The sequence below is a fragment of the Rhizobium leguminosarum bv. viciae USDA 2370 genome (assembly GCF_002008365.1).
Taxonomy (GTDB): Bacteria; Pseudomonadota; Alphaproteobacteria; order Rhizobiales; family Rhizobiaceae; genus Rhizobium; species Rhizobium leguminosarum.
The window spans coordinates 23878-40079 of sequence record NZ_MRDL01000028.1 but is presented as its reverse complement, the minus strand read 5'-3'; the positions used below and the strand labels follow the sequence as shown (position 1 = coordinate 40079).

At 60.8% G+C, this 16202-nt stretch carries 19 protein-coding genes; 14 read left to right on the top strand and 5 right to left on the bottom strand.

What is annotated here, in order from left to right; genetic code table 11:
* The 3 genes from BS629_RS13265 to BS629_RS13255 form a co-directional block, all read left to right on the top strand.
* Positions 1 to 224: hypothetical protein (locus BS629_RS13265; protein ID WP_143529702.1), on the top strand; the 224-nt coding region annotated here is incomplete at its 5' end.
* A gap of 110 nt (positions 225 to 334) precedes the next feature.
* Positions 335 to 772, top strand: a complete 438-nt coding sequence (locus tag BS629_RS13260; protein WP_018244867.1) for a DUF4174 domain-containing protein — start codon at positions 335 to 337, stop codon at positions 770 to 772.
* Positions 773 to 815: 43 nt separating this feature from the next.
* A complete protein-coding gene (locus BS629_RS13255) occupies positions 816 to 1007 on the top strand; it encodes a hypothetical protein (RefSeq protein ID WP_018244868.1) in 192 nt (63 codons plus the stop codon).
* On the opposite strand, the gene BS629_RS13250 is transcribed toward BS629_RS13255, so the two are convergent.
* Complete coding sequence (locus BS629_RS13250) at positions 979 to 1860, bottom strand: LysR family transcriptional regulator (protein WP_018244869.1); 882 nt, start codon at positions 1858 to 1860, stop codon at positions 979 to 981. The genes BS629_RS13255 and BS629_RS13250 overlap by 29 nt on opposite strands.
* The gene (locus tag BS629_RS13245) at positions 1857 to 2171 is read right to left on the bottom strand and encodes a putative quinol monooxygenase (protein WP_018244870.1); all 315 of its coding nucleotides are present in this window, start codon (positions 2169 to 2171) and stop codon (positions 1857 to 1859) included. The genes BS629_RS13250 and BS629_RS13245 overlap by 4 nt, the downstream gene beginning before the upstream one ends.
* Positions 2172 to 2365: 194 nt before the next feature.
* Here BS629_RS13245 and BS629_RS13240 point away from each other — a divergent pair, with 194 nt between their 5' ends.
* The 8 genes from BS629_RS13240 (at position 2366) to BS629_RS13200 (ending at position 11138) form a co-directional block, all read left to right on the top strand.
* Positions 2366 to 3862, top strand: a complete 1497-nt coding sequence (locus tag BS629_RS13240; protein WP_018244871.1) for a CoA-acylating methylmalonate-semialdehyde dehydrogenase — start codon at positions 2366 to 2368, stop codon at positions 3860 to 3862.
* Positions 3863 to 4194: 332 nt separating this feature from the next.
* Positions 4195 to 4677, top strand: a complete 483-nt coding sequence (gene rirA / locus BS629_RS13230) for an iron-responsive transcriptional regulator RirA (protein WP_018244873.1) — start codon at positions 4195 to 4197, stop codon at positions 4675 to 4677.
* A gap of 340 nt (positions 4678 to 5017) precedes the next feature.
* Entirely contained in the window at positions 5018 to 6613 is a 1596-nt protein-coding gene (locus BS629_RS13225; RefSeq protein WP_018244874.1) for an ABC transporter substrate-binding protein, read from the top strand.
* Positions 6614 to 6700: 87 nt separating this feature from the next.
* Positions 6701 to 7705: an ABC transporter permease subunit gene (locus BS629_RS13220; RefSeq protein ID WP_018244875.1), complete on the top strand. Its 1005-nt coding sequence runs from the start codon at positions 6701 to 6703 to the stop codon at positions 7703 to 7705.
* Positions 7706 to 7714: 9 nt separating this feature from the next.
* A complete protein-coding gene (locus BS629_RS13215; protein WP_018244876.1) occupies positions 7715 to 8605 on the top strand; it encodes an ABC transporter permease subunit in 891 nt (296 codons plus the stop codon).
* Positions 8605 to 9621 (top strand): ABC transporter ATP-binding protein, encoded by a 1017-nt coding sequence (locus tag BS629_RS13210; protein ID WP_020493419.1) that lies wholly within the window; start codon positions 8605 to 8607, stop codon positions 9619 to 9621. The genes BS629_RS13215 and BS629_RS13210 overlap by 1 nt, the downstream gene beginning before the upstream one ends.
* Positions 9618 to 10571 carry a peptide ABC transporter ATP-binding protein gene (locus BS629_RS13205; protein WP_018244878.1) on the top strand — a complete coding sequence of 318 codons (954 nt, stop codon included), beginning with the start codon at positions 9618 to 9620 and terminating at the stop codon, positions 10569 to 10571. Before BS629_RS13210 ends, BS629_RS13205 begins: the two co-directional genes overlap by 4 nt.
* A 27-nt stretch (positions 10572 to 10598) precedes the next feature.
* Positions 10599 to 11138, top strand: coding sequence for a gluconokinase (locus BS629_RS13200; RefSeq protein WP_018244879.1), 540 nt, complete (start codon positions 10599 to 10601; stop codon positions 11136 to 11138).
* Here the strand turns inward: BS629_RS13200 and BS629_RS13195 are convergent.
* The 3 genes from BS629_RS13195 to BS629_RS13185 all read right to left on the bottom strand — a co-directional run bounded on the left by BS629_RS13195 (position 11128) and on the right by BS629_RS13185 (position 14004).
* Positions 11128 to 12375 (bottom strand): NAD(P)/FAD-dependent oxidoreductase, encoded by a 1248-nt coding sequence (locus tag BS629_RS13195; RefSeq protein WP_018244880.1) that lies wholly within the window; start codon positions 12373 to 12375, stop codon positions 11128 to 11130. The two genes, BS629_RS13200 and BS629_RS13195, sit on opposite strands and share 11 nt — an antisense overlap.
* Positions 12376 to 12451: 76 nt before the next feature.
* Positions 12452 to 12955, bottom strand: a complete 504-nt coding sequence (locus BS629_RS13190; RefSeq protein ID WP_018244881.1) for an isoprenylcysteine carboxyl methyltransferase family protein — start codon at positions 12953 to 12955, stop codon at positions 12452 to 12454.
* A complete protein-coding gene (locus BS629_RS13185; RefSeq protein WP_018244882.1) occupies positions 12952 to 14004 on the bottom strand; it encodes a type III polyketide synthase in 1053 nt (350 codons plus the stop codon). The genes BS629_RS13190 and BS629_RS13185 overlap by 4 nt, the downstream gene beginning before the upstream one ends.
* 168 nt (positions 14005 to 14172) lie before the next feature.
* On the opposite strand from BS629_RS13185, the gene BS629_RS13180 reads away from it, so the two are divergent.
* From BS629_RS13180 to BS629_RS13170, 3 genes are read left to right on the top strand one after another with little or no spacing between them, the layout of a single operon-like run.
* Positions 14173 to 14709, top strand: a complete 537-nt coding sequence (locus tag BS629_RS13180) for a tetratricopeptide repeat protein (RefSeq protein WP_018244883.1) — start codon at positions 14173 to 14175, stop codon at positions 14707 to 14709.
* A 48-nt stretch (positions 14710 to 14757) separates the two neighbouring features.
* A complete protein-coding gene (locus BS629_RS13175) occupies positions 14758 to 15363 on the top strand; it encodes an RNA polymerase sigma factor (RefSeq protein ID WP_018244884.1) in 606 nt (201 codons plus the stop codon).
* A complete protein-coding gene (locus tag BS629_RS13170; RefSeq protein WP_018244885.1) occupies positions 15360 to 16163 on the top strand; it encodes an anti-sigma factor family protein in 804 nt (267 codons plus the stop codon). Before BS629_RS13175 ends, BS629_RS13170 begins: the two co-directional genes overlap by 4 nt.
* The last annotated feature ends 39 nt before the right edge of the window (positions 16164 to 16202 follow it).

Genomic DNA, 16202 nt, shown 5'->3' with positions numbered 1-16202 from the left:
CCGTCAGCCGGGCACTCGACGAGCGCTTTGGTCGCAATGCCATCATTCGCGGCGAAAAGGATCTCATCAACCGTGTGCCACCAGCGCAGCGCAGCGCCTTCGAGGCGATGCAGGACAGGTTGAAGGTCCTGCAGCGGACGGCGCGCATGGAAAGCAGCGAACAGATCATCTCGGAACGGCGCCAGCGGGCTGTCAGTCGTGGCATCGGTGTGACCGGCCTTTAAACGGATCTCAATGATGAATTTGGGAAGCGAAACCAAAAACACGGTTCCCTATCGTTTCGGTGGAACCCATGCCGCATCGGGCCGTTCTCCATGTTAACGGGAGAATATGCATGTCGAAAACCCTTCTCTACGGTGCGACGAAGATCGACGAGACCAACAGCGCTTATGCGCCTGCCGAAAGTCTCGCCCAGTTTCAGTGGAAGAACCGCGTCTTCGTTGTTTTCGCCGACAGGGATAATTCCCGCGCCGCCCGGCAGGAAAATCACCTGCTGGCCGACCGCTCAGCGCTCGATGAGCGTGATCTGGTTGTGATAAAGATTTCCGGTGCCGGCGTTCGACCACTCTTCGGTGCGGCTGACGGCCTCGACGGCGAAGCGATCCGCCGCGATCTCGAGGCGCCGGAGGTCGGCGAATTCGCCGCTTTCCTTCTCGGCAAGGACGGCACCGTGAAGCTCAAGGTCAGCGAGCCGATTACCGATGGCGAGCTCTTCGCCATAATCGACAGCATGCCGATGCGTGCTGCCGAATCGCTGAAGCCGGACAAATAGCCCCGAACGTCGCGCACACTGAAATCATCAAAGGGAGGCGGTCATGTCCGTGCCCAACGAACCCATTCCCGATCAGCCGCCGATGCCCGGACCCGGCTGGAAGCCGGTGCCTCCGATCAAGGAGCCGGAGCCTGACCGGCTGCCCGACGAGGCACCCGTTCCCAATCCCGACGAAAACGACGAACCGGCAAAACACGCTTGGAAGCTTAAAGAAAGATGTGCCGTTCGGCGCTGACGAGTTCCTGCAGGAAATCGGCAACGCTCCTGACGCGCATAAGGTCGCGCGCCGTTTCGTGATAGGTTGTCCAGTAAGCGCGGCGGATCGAAACCTCCGGCAGGATGCGCTGGAGTTCCGGATACTGCCGGGCGATATAATCGTGCAGGATGCCGATCCCGGCGCCTGATCGCACCGCTTCCGTCTGCCCGATCGCCGTCGAAATTTCGAAGCTTGCATCCCAACTCCGCATCACCTCGCCGGAGAAATTCAGCGAGGCGGTGAAGATCAGGTCTTCGACGTAACCGATGCGCGGATGCGCCTTGAGCGCGTCGATATCCCCTGGCGTGCCCTGGGAGCCGAGGTAGTCGTGTGAGGCATAGAGACCGAGCGTGTAGTCGGTGAGCTTGGAGGAGACGAGCCGGCCTTGTTCGGGCCGCTCCAGCGTGATGGCTATATCCGCCTCGCGCTGCGACAGCGAGAAAGAGCGCGGCACAGGTACGAGCTGGATCTTCAGCGACGGATGGCGTTCGATCAGTCTGCCCATACGCGGCGCAAGAAAGGAAACACCGAACCCATCAGGCGCGCCGACGCGCACAGTCCCGGCAATTGCCGTATCTGTGTGGCCAAGGCTGGCCTGTGCTGCGAGCATTTCCGTTTCCATCCGTTCTGCGGATGCCAGGAACACTTCGCCTTCGGCCGTCAGCTCGCAGCCATTCGTGCGACGGATGAAAAGCCGCGTCTTCAGCGCCTCTTCCAGCGAAGTCAATCGTCGTGAGAGCGTGGCGTGATTGAGCCCCAGCCGCTTCGAGGCGGCAAGGATCTGCCCGGTGCGGGCGACGGCTAGGAAAATCCGAACATCGTCCCAGTTCATGGCTTGGCACGCATTGCAATCGGATCGACCTCGACAAGCGTCAGCGATGTCACCATCTGCGCCGTCTGGTTCTTGTACTTAAGGAAATGCGGTGTCCGCAGATGGGCCTCGTATGCTTCTTGGTCGGCGTAGACTTCAAGGATACGGATCCGATTTGGGCTGTCCCTGATGGAAACAGCGCTCAGGGAAAGGACACCGTCTTCCAGCGCTAGGGATGCTTCGATTTCTTCCGTGAGCAAGGCGCGATAGGTTTCAAGCGTGTCCGGATCGATCTCCAGTTCCGCCATTCTGACGATGGGTTTCCGGCTCATCGGTTTGACCTCCCCCCAGGGTTTGACTTGTCGGCGTTTGACTTGTTGGCGTGCAGGGCCAAGTTTGGAAGCAGCCGCAGCGCCTGATGCGACGATAGGGCTATAATTTGCGCACAACGGTTGCTTATATCAGCGCATTGATTTGTGCAAATTGAAGTGCGATTGTCGGTCATCGAAAAACAGGAGGAACACCCATGCGTGAGATCGGTCATTTCATCGGCGGCAAGCAGGTTGCCGGCACCAGCGGCCGCGTGAGCAATGTCTACAATCCGGCGACGGGCGAAGTGCAGGCGACGGTCGCACTCGCAAGCGTCGAGGAACTGCGCGCCGCCGTCGAAAACGCCAAGGCTGCGCAGCCGAAATGGGCTGCCACCAACCCGCAGCGCCGCGCCCGCGTCTTCTTCAAATTCGTCGAACTCCTGAACAAGCACATGGACGAACTTGCCGAAATCCTCTCCAAGGAGCACGGCAAGACGATCGAGGATGCCAAGGGCGACGTCATTCGCGGCCTCGAAGTCTGCGAATTCGTCTGCGGCATTCCCCATCTCGCCAAGGGCGAGTTCACCGAGGGCGCCGGGCCGGCGATCGACATGTATTCGATCCGCCAACCGGTCGGCATCGGCGCCGGCATCACCCCCTTCAATTTCCCCGGCATGATCCCGATGTGGATGTTTGCGCCGGCGATCGCCTGCGGCAACGCCTTTATCCTGAAGCCATCCGAGCGTGATCCCTCCCTGCCGATCCGCCTCGCCGAACTGATGATCGAAGCCGGTCTGCCCGCCGGCATCCTCAACGTCGTCAACGGCGACAAGGGTGCGGTCGACGCGATCCTCACCGATCCCGATATCGGCGCCGTCTCCTTCGTCGGCTCGACGCCGATCGCCCGCTACGTCTATGGCACCGCGGCGATGAACGGCAAGCGCGCCCAGTGCTTCGGCGGCGCCAAGAACCACATGATCATCATGCCCGATGCTGACCTGGACCAGGCCGTCAACGCGCTGATGGGCGCAGGCTACGGTTCGGCCGGCGAGCGCTGCATGGCGATCTCGGTTGCCGTCCCAGTCGGCGAGGAGACCGCCAATCGCCTCGTCGAGAAGCTGACGCCGAAGATCGAATCCCTGCGCATCGGCCCCTATACCGACGACAAGGCCGACATGGGCCCGCTGGTCACCAAGGAAGCCTATACCCGTGTTCGCGGCCTGATCGACCGCGGCATCGAAGAAGGTGCCAAACTCGTCGTCGACGGCCGCGATTTCAAGCTCCAGGGTTATGAAGACGGCTATTTCGTCGGCGGCTGCCTGTTCGATCATGTCACGCCGGAGATGGATATCTACAAGACCGAGATCTTCGGACCTGTCCTTTCCGTCGTCCGTGCCCAGAACTACGAGGATGCGCTGTCGCTGCCGATGAAGCACGAATATGGCAACGGTGTCGCCATCTACACCCGTGACGGCGATGCCGCCCGCGATTTCGCATCGCGCATCAATATCGGCATGATCGGCATCAACGTTCCGATCCCGGTTCCGCTCGCCTATCACTCCTTCGGCGGCTGGAAGGCCTCGAGCTTCGGCGACCTCAACCAGCATGGCACGGATTCGATCAAGTTCTGGACGAAGACCAAGACCGTCACTGCCCGCTGGCCCTCGGGCATCAAGAGCGGCGCTGAATTCGTCATGCCGACGATGAAGTGATCGTCACGACGTTCCGATCTGAAATCTGCAATTCGGGGGCCTTATGGCTCCCGAATTTTCTTCGTCATGCTGATTGCCTGCGATGTTGGTCCGGCGTCGAGGATGTCCTGAGTCTGCTCGCCATCTCCTATTCCCCCAGTGGCCGAGGTCAAATTGATGCGCAAGGCACGCCCGAGCGCAGGCGGGCCATCCTGGATGACGTCGGGATCCTGGTGCAGGATTGACGTCGCGGCAAATGGCCTCATAAGCTGAATGCGAATTTCATATTTTGGAATTGTTCAAAACTAGCAAACCGCCTATATAGGTCTGAACAGACGAGTCAGGAGAATGGCATGCGGTTGACGAAGCAGACGAACTATGCGGTTCGCATGTTGATGTATTGTGCTGCCAATGACGGGCACTTGAGCCGGATTCCGGAAATCGCCAAGGCCTATGGCGTTTCCGAGCTCTTTCTTTTCAAGATCCTTCAGCCGCTGAACAAGGCGGGTCTGGTCGAGACCGTGCGCGGTCGCAATGGCGGCGTGCGCTTGGGCAAACCGGCCGCCGACATTAGTCTTTTCGACGTCGTTCGGGTGACGGAAGATAGCTTCGCCATGGCCGAATGCTTCGAGGATGACGGTGAAGTCGAATGCCCGCTGGTCGACAGTTGCGGGTTGAATTCGGCGCTGCGTAAGGCGCTCAACGCCTTCTTCGCCGTGCTGTCGGAATATTCCATCGACGACCTCGTCAAGGCGCGTCCGCAGATCAATTTCCTTCTCGGAATTACCGGCGAGCCGGCATATCGCAAACCCGCGATCGTTGCCCCCGCCGCCTGAATTAAGGAGCAGAATATGCTTCTGAACCGCGGTTGCCCCGGCAACCGCGGTTTTTGTTTTTGCAGCGTCCCGCCGGTCTCGGAAATGCGGGGGGAAAGGGCGTCTGCGTGTCGCGATGGCGGCGTTTTTATACCAAATGCGACAAAATTTCGGTCATTTTTGTCCGAATATTTCCAAATGCGGCTGATTTTTGACTGAAAATTTCTAAAATTGTCCAGCTGGAAAATTTTTCTGCGTAGCCCGTTGCTTTCAGTAGATAAATATCGTTCCATCAACCGTCGATCGTGATGCCATTCTACGATCTCCAAACATCAAAAAAGAACAACCGGGAAACAATATTATGAAAAAGATCTCTGTCCTCCTGGCAGCGACGGCCTTGATTTCCGTCATGGCGACGTCGGCCTGGTCCAAGACCCTTGTTTATTGCTCCGAGGGCTCGCCGGAAGGCTTCGACCCGAGCCTCTATACGGCAGGCACGACCTTCGACGCGTCGTCGCGCACGGTCTATAGCCGTCTCGTCGAATTCAAGCATGGCGGCACCGAGATCGAGCCGGGCCTGGCCGACAGCTGGAGCGTTTCGGCCGACGGCAAGGAGTACACCTTCAAGCTGCATCCGGGCGTCAAGTACCAGACCACCGACTTCTTCACGCCGACGCGTGACTTCAATGCCGACGACGTCATCTTCTCCTTCGAGCGCCAGCTCAAGGCTGACAATCCGTGGAACAAGTATGTCGAGGGCGGCTCTTACGAATATGCTGCCGGCATGGGCTTCCCGGAGCTGATCAAGTCGGTCGAGAAGGTCGACGACCTCACCGTCAAGTTCACGCTCAACCATCCCGAAGCGCCGTTCCTCGCCGACCTCGCCATGGACTTTGCCTCGATCGTCTCCAAGGAATATGCCGACAAGCTCGCAGCCGACGGCAAGATGGCGCAGATGAACCAGCAGCCGCTCGGTACCGGCCCGTTCACCTTCGTCGCCTACCAGCCGGATGCCGTTATCCGCTACAAGGCGAACGAAACCTATTTCAAGGGTAAGGAAAAGATCGACGATCTGGTTTTCGCCATCACCTCTGACGCTGCCGTGCGCGCCCAGAAGCTGAAGGCCGGCGAATGCCACCTCATTCCTTATCCGAATGCGGCTGACGTCGCCGAACTTAAGAAGGACGAGAACCTGACCGTACTCGAGCAGGCCGGCCTGAACGTTTCGTATCTCGCTTACAACACCTTGATTGCTCCATTCGACAAGGCCGAAGTCCGCAAGGCGCTGAACATGGCGATCAACAAGCAGGCGATCGTCGATGCCGTCTTCCAGGGTGCCGCGGCCGTTGCAAAGAACCCGATCCCGCCGACGATGTGGTCCTATAACGACGCCGTCGTAGACGACAAGTACGATCCCGATGCGTCGAAGAAGATGCTGGCAGATGCCGGCGTCAAGGATCTGAAGATGAAGATCTGGGCGATGCCGGTTTCGCGTCCGTACATGTTGAACGCGCGTCGCGCCGCCGAATTGATGCAGGCCGACTTGGCCAAGGTCGGCGTCGATGCGGAAATCGTCACCCATGAATGGGCCGAATATCTGAAGCTCTCGTCCGACAAGAATCGCGACGGTGCCGTCATCCTCGGCTGGACCGGCGACAACGGCGATCCTGACAACTTCATGGATACGTTGCTTGGCTGCGACGCTGTCGGCGGCAACAACCGCGCTCAGTGGTGCAACAAGGAATTCGACGATCTGATGACGAAGGCCAAGCAGACGGCCGACGTCGCCGAGCGCACGAAGGCTTATGAGCAGGCGCAGCTGATCTTCAAGAAGGAAGCTCCCTGGAATACGCTTGACCACTCGTTGGTCTTTGTTCCGATGAGCAAGAAGGTCTCGGGCTTCTTCATGGATCCGCTCGGCATCCACCGTTTCGACGGCGTGGACATTTCCGAATAATAAAAAATCTGTAAACTACCCGGTCAACGCCGGGTGCGGCCGGCGGTCAGGTTCCCCTGACCGCCGGAAACTATTGGAAAACCTGCTATGTTGCGTTTTTTCATCGGCCGCCTCGCGGTGCTGATCCCGACGTTTCTCGGCGTTTCACTCATTGCCTTCTCGTTCATCCGCCTGATTCCCGGTGATCCGGTCATGCTTCTGTCGGGGGAACGTGTCATGGCGCCGGAACGTCACGCCCAGATCATGCACGATCTCGGCTTCGACCGGCCCATATATGTGCAATATTTCGATTATATCGTAAAAGTGTTGCACGGCGATCTCGGCACCTCGATCGTCACCAAGCGGCCCGTTCTCGGTGAGTTCTTCACGTTGTTCCCGGCAACGCTGGAACTTTCGCTCTGTGCCATCATCATCGCGGTCTGTCTTGGAGTGCCCGCCGGCGTCTTTGCGGCCGTCAAGCGAGGCACGTGGTTCGATCAGAGCGTGATGGGTGTTGCCCTCATCGGTTATTCCATGCCGATCTTCTGGTGGGGCTTGCTGCTTATCATCTTCTTCTCCGGCTATCTCGGCTGGACACCGGTTTCCGGCCGCATCTCGCTGATGTATTTCTTCAAGCCGGTCACCGGCTTCATGCTGATCGACAGCCTGCTGTCGGGCCAAAAGGGCGCCTTCGCCTCGGCGGTCAGCTACCTCATTCTGCCGACCATCGTGCTGGCGACCATCCCGCTCGCGGTTATCGCCCGCCAGACGCGTTCGGCGATGCTCGAGGTTCTGGGCGAGGACTATGTCCGCACGGCGCGTTCGAAGGGTCTGAAGCCGTTGCGCGTCGTCGGCGTGCACGCGTTGCGAAATGCGATGATCCCCGTCATCACCACGATCGGTCTGCAGATCGGCGTCCTTCTTGCCGGCGCCATCCTCACCGAGACGATTTTCTCCTGGCCGGGTATCGGCAAATGGATGGTCGATTCGGTCTTCAAGCGCGATTACGCCGTGGTCCAGGGCGGTCTTCTGTTGATCGCCGGCGTCATCATGCTGGTCAATCTGATTGTTGATGTTCTCTACGGCTTCATCAATCCGCGCATTCGTCATTAGGAGCGGTCCATGAGCACGGTCACCGTCAAAGCCGGTCAGCCATCCGCTCTTGCGGAGTTCTGGCATTATTTCTCCCGCAACAAGGGCGCCGTCATCGGCCTGGTGGTTTTCATCATCATTCTGGTCGTCGCAGTCCTCGCGCCACTCTTTGCGCCACATCAACCGAACGAGCAGAACCGTGCGGTACTACTGGCCGTGCCGTTCTGGATGGAGGGCGGCAACGCTTCCTTCCCGCTCGGAACGGATGCCGTCGGCCGCGATATCCTTTCGCGCCTGATCTACGGCGCGCGGTTCTCGCTCTTCATCGGCGTCGTCGTCGTCACGTTATCGGTCATTTCAGGCGTCTTGATCGGCCTCGTCGCCGGATTTTTCCGCGGTAAGATCGATACCGCGATCATGCGCCTGATGGATATCATCCTGGCCTTCCCGTCGCTGCTGCTGGCTCTCGTGCTGGTGGCCGTGCTCGGGCCTGGACTGACCAATGCGATGATCGCGATTTCGCTGGTCAACCAGCCGCATTTCGTGCGGCTGACGCGTGCCTCGGTCATTTCAGAGCGTGAGAAGGAATATGTGATTGCCTCGCGTGTCGCTGGTGCCGGCACCTTCCGTTTGATGTTCAAGACGATCCTGCCGAACTGTCTTGGGCCACTGATCGTTCAGGCGACGCTCGCCTTCTCGGCGGCGATTCTCGATGCCGCCGCCCTCGGCTTTCTCGGGATGGGCGCCCAGCCGCCGACACCCGAATGGGGGACGATGCTGGCCGAATCCCGTGAGTTCATCTCGCGCGCCTGGTGGGTGGTGACGTTTCCGGGTCTTGCCATCCTCATCACCGTTCTCGCCATCAACCTGATGGGCGACGGCCTGCGCGACGCGCTCGATCCCAAACTGAAGAGGTCGTGATGCCACTCCTCGAGATTGAAAATCTGACTGTCGAATTCCAGACCTCTTCCGGTCTCTTCCGCGCCGTCGACGGCGTATCGCTTGTCTGCGACAAGGGCGAGATCCTCTCGGTCGTCGGCGAATCCGGCTCGGGTAAATCCGTTGCCATGCTTGCCCTCATGGGGCTTTTGCCCTGGACGGCGAAGATCACCGCCGACCGCATGCAGTTCGACGGCAAGGATCTGCGTGGCATCTCCGCCCGCCAGCGCCGCAGGATCGTCGGCAAGGATATGGCGATGATCTTTCAGGAGCCGATGTCGAGCCTCAATCCGTGCTTCACGGTCGGCTTCCAGCTCGGCGAGACCTTGCGCTTCCATATGGGCCTCAACCGCAAGGAGCGCCGCCAACGCTCGATCGAGCTCTTGAACCTCGTCGGCATTCCGGCGCCGGAAGAGCGCCTGTCGAACTTCCCGCATCAGATGTCCGGCGGCATGAGCCAGCGCGTCATGATCGCCATGGCGCTCGCCTGCAATCCGAAGCTGCTCATCGCCGACGAGCCGACGACCGCGCTGGACGTGACGATCCAGGCACAGATCCTCGATCTGCTCGTTCGCCTGCAGAAGGAGCAGGGCATGGCGCTGGTTCTGATCACCCACGACATGGGCGTCGTTGCCGAAACCGCCGAACGTGTGCAGGTGCAATATGCCGGCCAGAAGGTCGAAGAACAGCCGGTGAGGGCGCTGTTTCGCGATCCGCATCATCCCTATACCGCAGCCCTGCTCGCCGCTCTGCCGGAACGCGCCAAAGTCGGCCAGCGTCTTCCCTCGATCGCTGGTGTCGTTCCCGGCCAACATGGTCGCCCGACGGGCTGTCTCTTCGCGCCGCGCTGCGGCTTCGCCACGGTCGAATGCGATCGCGGCGTCGTCCGCCAGGGGCCGGAGCTCGGACTGGCGCTCTGCAACTATCCTTTGAAGGACGGCAAGCCGCTCGGGCATCCCGGCATCATGGCAGTTGAAACTGCAGGAGACCTCGTATGATGGACGCCGTTCTCGAGGGCAGGGATCTCGCCCGCTTTTACACCGTCAACCGCGGCCTCTTCAAAGCCGATGCCACCGTCAAGGCGCTGAATGGCGTCAGCTTCAGCCTCCATTCCGGCAAGACGCTCGCCGTCGTCGGCGAATCCGGCTGTGGCAAGTCGACGCTCGCCCGCCTGGTCACCATGATCGAGAATCCGACGTCGGGGCAGTTGCTGATCGACGGCAAGCCGGCCCATGTCGGTGACCGCAGCCTGCGCAGCCAGGTGCAGATCGTCTTCCAGAACCCCTACGGCTCGCTCAACCCGCGCCAGAAGGTCGGTTCGATCCTCGAAGAGCCGCTGAAGATCAACACCGATCTCAACGCCGCCGCCCGCCGTCGCAAGGTGGAGGAGATGATGGCCCGCGTCGGTCTGCGTTCGGAGCATTATGGCCGTTATCCCCATATGTTCTCAGGCGGCCAGCGTCAGCGCATCGCCATTGCCCGCGCCCTGATGCTGCGGCCGAAGGTACTGGTGCTCGACGAACCGGTTTCGGCGCTCGACCTTTCGATCCAGGCGCAGGTGCTGAACCTCTTGATGGACCTGCAGAAGGAGATGGGGCTTGCCTATCTCTTCATCTCGCATGGCCTGTCCGTCGTCCATCATATCGCCGACGAGGTGATGGTGATGTATCTCGGCCGTCCCGTGGAAACCGGTCCCGCCGCCGAGGTCTTCGCCAGGCCGCGCCATCCCTATACGGCAGCCTTGCTGTCGGCGACGCCGATCGCCGATCCCGATCGCGAAAAGACCCGCATTCGCCTGCAGGGCGAACTGCCTTCGCCGTTGAAGCCGCCGTCGGGTTGCCACTTCAATCCGCGCTGCTGGAAGGCGCAGGACCATTGCCGCCAGGTTTCTCCCGAATTAACTGGGGAAGGCACACATCAATATGCCTGTCATTTCCCGCTCGATTGAGCGGGAAGACAAGCCCGAGGAGCAAACATGCCGGATGAGCAGATGAACAGACCCCATGCGATCATCGTCATGGGGGTCAGCGGCTGCGGCAAATCCTCCGCAGGCGAGAAACTCGCCGAAGCCCTGCACCTGGTCTTCGTCGAAGGTGATGCGCTTCATCCGACCGCCAATGTCGAGAAGATGTCGAAGGGCATTCCGCTGACCGATGAGGACCGAATGCCCTGGCTCGACCGGATCGGCGAAGACATGAAGGCCTCGCTGGAGAAAAGCGAGGGCATCATCGTCTCCTGCTCGGCGCTGAAGCGCATCTATCGCGACAGGCTGCGGGCGGCTGTCGGTGGCAATTTGTTCTTCGTCTATCTCGAAGGTTCCAGGGCGCTGCTGATGAAGCGTATGTGCGAGCGCAAGGGACATTTCATGCCGGTCTCGCTGCTCGACAGCCAGTTGGCGACGCTTGAGGTGCCCACAGGCGAGCCGGGCGTCGTCACTGTCGATATCGACGATACGATCGAAGGCATCGCGGCAACGGCACTCGAAGGCCTCGCAGCGCTCGGCGTTACGGGTTGAAACGCCGCGGCGAATAGGCCGCGATATCGATGAACGGCGTCTCGCCGGTGATGAGTTCGGCAAGCACGCGGCCGGTCACCGGCCCGAGCGTCAACCCGTGATGGGCATGGCCGAAGGCAAACCACAGGCCGTGATGGCGCGGCGCTTTGCCGATAACAGGCATCATGTCTGGCGTGCAGGGGCGCGCCCCCATCCAAGGTTCGGGATCGAGCCTGCCTCCGAGCGGAAAGATCGTACGCGCCACGGCTTCGGCCCTGTCGAGCTGGACCGGCGTCTTCGGTGCGTCGAGCGTTGCAAACTCCGCCCCTGTCGTCAGGCGGATGCCGCGGCGCATCGGCGCAAGGAGATAGCCGCGTTCGGCATCGAGCGTCCAGTTGTTGAGCACGGCATTGCCCTCGGCGGCATAGTGCATGTGATAGCCGCGCTTGACGCCGAGCGGGAAAGAATAGCCGAGCCGGCGCGTTGCAACGGCCGCCCAGGGGCCGAGCGCCATCACCGCATCCTCTGCCTCGAGCGGACCTTCCCTGGTCATGATCTTCCAGCCGGAGCCGAACTGACCGAGCGAGGCGGCGTCACCCGTGACGAACTTGCCACCGAGGCTTTCGAAATAGCGGCGATAGGCCGATGTCAGCGCATGCGGGTCGAGCACCGACCAGGGATCGCGCCAGTGAATACCGCCGGCGAAATCCCCGGTCATATGCGGTTCCATGCGGGCGATATCGGCCGGCGTCAGGCTGTCATACTCCACGCCGAATTCATTCTGCCAAAGTGCTGCCTCCGCAAGAGCCCCGTCGCGCTTGGCTTCACTGCGGAAAATCTTTATCCAACCGTCCTTGCGGATCAACCCTTCGGCCTGCGACGCCTCGATCAGGTCCTTATGTTCCACAACCGAATTTGCGATCAGCGGCGCATAGGCCCGGGTGATGATGGCGTGGCGCCGGGCATTCGAATTCCACCAGTAGCGGGCGAGAAAGGCGAGCTGGCTCGGCAGTGTGCGAAGGTGATAATGCGCGTCGATGCGGTTATTCAGCGCATAACGCAGCAAAAGCCCGAGCTGCTGGGGAAAGCCGTAAGGCGCGACACCTTCGCGCTGGATCAGGCCGGCATTGCCGAAGGAGGTTTCGTTGCCCGGATCCTTTCGGTCGATCAGCGTCACCTGCCGGCCGCGCCGCTGAAGATGGATGGCCGTGGAAACCCCGACGATGCCGGCGCCGAGTACGATTGCGTTTTTAGTCATTTCCGCTTGCATTCCACTTTGTTTATCGGGGTGAAAATGCCCGTGCCGATACCGCGACGCAAACGGAAAATCGCATTCATTTCAAAATCATTGCGCTTTTCAGTGCGGCATTTTCAGCCTTCACGCGCACTTGGAGAATAAGCGCGTTGAGAAGGGAAAAGACGATCGCGTAAAGCGGTAGGCCGAAGGCGAGGGGAAGGACGGCGATCTCGCCGACGACGATCGCATAGTTCGGATGGCGGAGGAAGCGATAGGGGCCGGAGCTGACGAGTGGCGCGCCGGGCAGGATGATGATGCGCGTCGTCCAGCGGCCTTTCAGCGTCGCGAACACCCAGAGCCGCAGCGCCTGCAGCCCCATGAACACGAGAAACCAGAAGAGCGCGATCGGCCTGCCCGGTGCAAGCAACCAAAGGCCGATGATCCAGCCTGCATGCAGCGCCACCATGGTGAGATAATGCTCGGGTGCGACCTCTCTGGCGCCTCTGGCAAGAAGCGCCGCCGTGTTGCGCCGGGCGAGCACGAGTTCCGCCGGCCGCTGCAGCGTCACGAACGTCAAAAGCGCGATCGACGGCCACATCATGCCGCCCTCCGCAGCGTCACGCAGCTGGCCGAAAAGCCAGGCCCCATGGCAATCATCGCGGAGCGCGCCGGCAATCCGGCGCGGATTGCCCGCTCCAGCACGAACAGGATGGTCGGCGAGGACATGTTCCCGTATTCGGCCAGCACGGTGCGCTCGTGATCCAACGTGCCCGGCGGTATCGAAAGCGCGCTCTCCATCGCGGCCAGCACCTTCATGCCGCCGGGATGGCAAATGAAGCGGTCGATATCCTCCACTCTCAGCCCGTTTCGCGCCAGAATGGCCGTTACCGCCGGGCCGAGCTCCTTTTCGGCAAACGGCGGCAGCGATTGCGCCAGCACGATACCGAAGCCGCCGTCATCGATCTTCCAGCCCATGATGTCGAGCGTGTCGGGAAAGAGATGCTCGCCGGTTGATTCCACCTCCGCCAACCCGTCTCCGCCAGCGCGGAGTACGCAGGCGGCAGCGCCGTCGCCGAAAAGCGCCGTTGCGATGATGTTGGGGCGGGTCAGCTCGTCCAGCCGGAAGGCGAGCGTGCAAAGCTCGATCGAGACGAAAAGCACAACAGTGCCCGGCCGGCCTCGCGCCAGCCGTGAGGCGATCGCAAAGCCTGATACGCCGGCGGCACAGCCGAGCCCGAAGACCGGCACGCGTTCGATATCGGGTCTGAAACCCATCCTGCGGCTAAGCTGCGCATCAAGGCTCGGTGTCGTAAAACCGGTGGAGGAGACGGTCACGACACAGTCGACATCGCCGGCCTCAAGCCCTGCCTGGCGAAGGGCCGAGCTGGCAGCCTCGACGAAAAGCCCGCCTGCCACCTCGGCAAAGGCCTGCATCCGGTCTTGCCAGCCATGTGGCTCGTCGAACCAGGCAAGCGGCCGCGCCGCATGCCGCTTTTCGATGCCGGCGCTATCGAAGACGCGTGCAAGATGGCGGAAATCCTCGAAGCGGTCGGCAAACAGCCGGGCCGAGGCTTCGACCGCCTGTTTTTGGAAAATGACATGTTCGGGTGTGGCAACGGCGAGGCTGACGAGTTTGACGGTGTCGGTCACAGAATTCTCCTTGTCCCTCCGGCGGAACGAAGGAAAACACGCAGACGCCCAAATTATTCAGCTCTGAAGCTTCACGAAAGGGTGAAGAAAGAAATGCAAGCAGCAGCCGAATAAAGCTGGATGCAGCGGTGTTCTCTCGTCGCAACGTCACTTTCGAGGAGTTTCCCCATGACGATCATGACAGCCCGCATCGCTTCCATCATTCTCGGCGGCTGCCTTGCCGCTTCTGTTGTCTCCGGCCCGGTTTTTGCGGTTGGCAATGATAGCAGCACGACGCCCACCTGCAAGAAGGGCGAGATCTACGACCAGAAGACCAAGAAATGCGTCAAGCAGCAGAGCGCCAACGTCTCCGACGAGAACCGCGCCGACTATGCCTATTCGCTGGCCAAGGCCGGTCGTTATGAGGAGGCGCTTGCCGTGCTCGACACGGTCAAGGATCAGAACACCGCCGAAGTGCTGAATTATCGCGGTTATGCCACCCGCAAGCTCGGCCGCACCGACGAGGGCATCTCCTATTATCTGCAGTCGGTGAAGATGGACCCGCAATACGCCAAGGTCCGCGAATATCTCGGCGAAGCCTACGTCATCAAGGGTCAGCTCGATCTTGCCAAAGACCAGCTGAGGTCAATCAAGGCGATCTGCGGCATCGGCTGCGAGGAATATCAGGATCTGAACGCCGCAATCCTCGATCCCTCGAAGATCTGATCAGCAGGCCACGGGGCGGGAAAATGGAAGCACGAAAGGGATGTAAGAATGTCGGTCGCGCGCAGCCATTTTCCTGCCTATAGTCGCGCGAGAATGGAATCGCCGGTTCATCCGGCGCTTTCGAAGAAAGAAGGATTGGCGGAGGCGGCCATCGCGAGCGAAGCGGATATCAGGAGCGGCCTGACGGAAAATCTGGCAAGGCTCTGGCGTTATAGTCTCGTTCTCTCGCATCAGCGCGATGTCGCCGACGATCTGGTGCAGGCGACCTGCCTTCGCGCACTCGAGCGCGCCGATCAGTTCATCCCCGGCACCCGGCTCGACCGCTGGCTGTTTTCGATCCTGCACTCGATCTGGCTGAACGAGATCCGCTCCCGCCGGGTGCGCCAGGGCCAGGGTTTCGTCGATGCCGGGGAGACGCTGACCTTCGACGGTGCGCACGACACCGAAACGCATGTGATGGCGGGTCAGGTGCTGAAACAGGTGAATGCGCTGCCTGAGGCGCAGAGGACGGTGATTTTCCTCGCCTATGTGGAAGGGCTTTCCTATCGCGAGGTTGCAGGCATATTGGATATCCCGATCGGAACCGTGATGAGCCGGCTGGCGGCTGCCCGCGCCAAGCTCTCCGGCGCCGGATCGGAAGGGGGACGGCAATGAACACGAAGCACACCATTCCCTCCGACGAGGACCTGACCGCCTTCATCGACGGTGAACTGACGGCCGAAGAGGCCGCGCGCATTGAAGCCATTGTGAACGAAGACGAAAGCACCGCCAAACGGCTGGAATTCCTGGCGCGTGCCAGCCTGCCATTCGAGCAAGCCTTCGCCCCGCTGCTGTCTGAGGCCCCACGCGAAAAGCTGGAGATGATGCTCGCCGCTATTTCGGCGCAGCCGAGCGCAAGATCCGGCCCCATGCCCGCTTTCGCCAGCCGTCGCCGCTTCCTCGGCGCGCTCGCCGCCTCGCTGGTAGCCGGCATCGCGATCGACCGCGCCGCCATCGGCGTCGGCAGAGGTTTTTTGGCAAGGGACGAAAACAGCGAATGGCGCGCTGTGGTCGCCGACTATATCTCGCTCTATACCCCGGAAACCTTGGCCGGCCCCGTGCCCGCCACGGAAGATCAGGCCGCCCAACTCGGCCCGCTCGACGAAAAACTCGGCCTGTCGCTCTCCCCTGAAGCCGTGTCGCTCCCGGGCATCGATTTCAAACGCGCACTGATGCTGCAATATGATGGCAAGCCGCTCGCCCAGATCGCCTACCTCGACCCCGAAACCGGCCCGATGGCGCTGTGCATCGTCAAATCAGATGCGGGCAGCAAGGCGCCGGACCTCGAAAGTCGCAAGGGCCTGAACATGATCTACTGGTCGAACGAGACGCACGCCTTCATGCTGATCGGCCGCATTCCGGCCGATCGCATGAAGGAATTGGGAGAGGACGTCAGGAGGAGGCTTTCAGCCTGACCTCTAAAGCGCGTCGCAAACTTTCAGGCTCGCTCCTCG

Excerpts from the sequence above, each read along its gene's own strand:
- BS629_RS13260 (WP_018244867.1), top strand. The coding sequence starts at position 335 with ATGTCGAAAACCCTTCTCTACGGTGCGACGAAGATCGACGAGACCAAC.
- BS629_RS13255 (WP_018244868.1), top strand. The coding sequence starts at position 816 with ATGTCCGTGCCCAACGAACCCATTCCCGATCAGCCGCCGATGCCCGGA.
- BS629_RS13250 (WP_018244869.1), bottom strand. The coding sequence starts at position 1,860 with ATGAACTGGGACGATGTTCGGATTTTCCTAGCCGTCGCCCGCACCGGG.
- BS629_RS13245 (WP_018244870.1), bottom strand. The coding sequence starts at position 2,171 with ATGAGCCGGAAACCCATCGTCAGAATGGCGGAACTGGAGATCGATCCG.
- BS629_RS13240 (WP_018244871.1), top strand. The coding sequence starts at position 2,366 with ATGCGTGAGATCGGTCATTTCATCGGCGGCAAGCAGGTTGCCGGCACC.
- rirA (WP_018244873.1), top strand. The coding sequence starts at position 4,195 with ATGCGGTTGACGAAGCAGACGAACTATGCGGTTCGCATGTTGATGTAT.
- BS629_RS13225 (WP_018244874.1), top strand. The coding sequence starts at position 5,018 with ATGAAAAAGATCTCTGTCCTCCTGGCAGCGACGGCCTTGATTTCCGTC.
- BS629_RS13220 (WP_018244875.1), top strand. The coding sequence starts at position 6,701 with ATGTTGCGTTTTTTCATCGGCCGCCTCGCGGTGCTGATCCCGACGTTT.
- BS629_RS13215 (WP_018244876.1), top strand. The coding sequence starts at position 7,715 with ATGAGCACGGTCACCGTCAAAGCCGGTCAGCCATCCGCTCTTGCGGAG.
- BS629_RS13210 (WP_020493419.1), top strand. The coding sequence starts at position 8,605 with ATGCCACTCCTCGAGATTGAAAATCTGACTGTCGAATTCCAGACCTCT.
- BS629_RS13205 (WP_018244878.1), top strand. The coding sequence starts at position 9,618 with ATGATGGACGCCGTTCTCGAGGGCAGGGATCTCGCCCGCTTTTACACC.
- BS629_RS13200 (WP_018244879.1), top strand. The coding sequence starts at position 10,599 with ATGCCGGATGAGCAGATGAACAGACCCCATGCGATCATCGTCATGGGG.
- BS629_RS13195 (WP_018244880.1), bottom strand. The coding sequence starts at position 12,375 with ATGACTAAAAACGCAATCGTACTCGGCGCCGGCATCGTCGGGGTTTCC.
- BS629_RS13190 (WP_018244881.1), bottom strand. The coding sequence starts at position 12,955 with ATGATGTGGCCGTCGATCGCGCTTTTGACGTTCGTGACGCTGCAGCGG.
- BS629_RS13180 (WP_018244883.1), top strand. The coding sequence starts at position 14,173 with ATGACGATCATGACAGCCCGCATCGCTTCCATCATTCTCGGCGGCTGC.
- BS629_RS13175 (WP_018244884.1), top strand. The coding sequence starts at position 14,758 with ATGTCGGTCGCGCGCAGCCATTTTCCTGCCTATAGTCGCGCGAGAATG.
- BS629_RS13170 (WP_018244885.1), top strand. The coding sequence starts at position 15,360 with ATGAACACGAAGCACACCATTCCCTCCGACGAGGACCTGACCGCCTTC.